The sequence below is a fragment of the Psychrobacter sp. GW64-MNA-CIBAN-0177 genome (assembly GCF_040309585.1).
GTDB classification, from domain to species: Bacteria; Pseudomonadota; Gammaproteobacteria; order Pseudomonadales; family Moraxellaceae; genus Psychrobacter; species Psychrobacter okhotskensis.
Window position 1 is genome coordinate 1 of record NZ_JBEOOY010000518.1, and the last position, 245, is coordinate 245.

Genomic DNA, 245 nt, shown 5'->3' on the forward strand with positions numbered 1-245 from the left:
GGTTGGTATTGGTTCTGTGCTAATGTGGCGTTTGTGGCCGCTGCCAAATCAGGCACACTGTCGATTAACGTACCATCTAAATCAAAAGCGATTGCGCGAATATTTGACCATTGCATCATGTAAAGTCCCACTGGATATGGATAAAGAAATTATGATATCGAAGCGAGTTCGGCACGCATTTGATCAATCACCACTTTATAATCGGGTTGATTGAAAATTGCCGAACCAGCTACAAACATATCTGC

The 245-nt window shown here is 42.4% G+C and carries 1 pseudogene; it reads right to left on the bottom strand.

The features are described from left to right. Positions 1-149: 149 nt before the first annotated feature. Positions 150-245 (bottom strand): annotated as a pseudogene (locus AAEY79_RS16060) (ribulose-phosphate 3-epimerase); the annotation flags it as partial.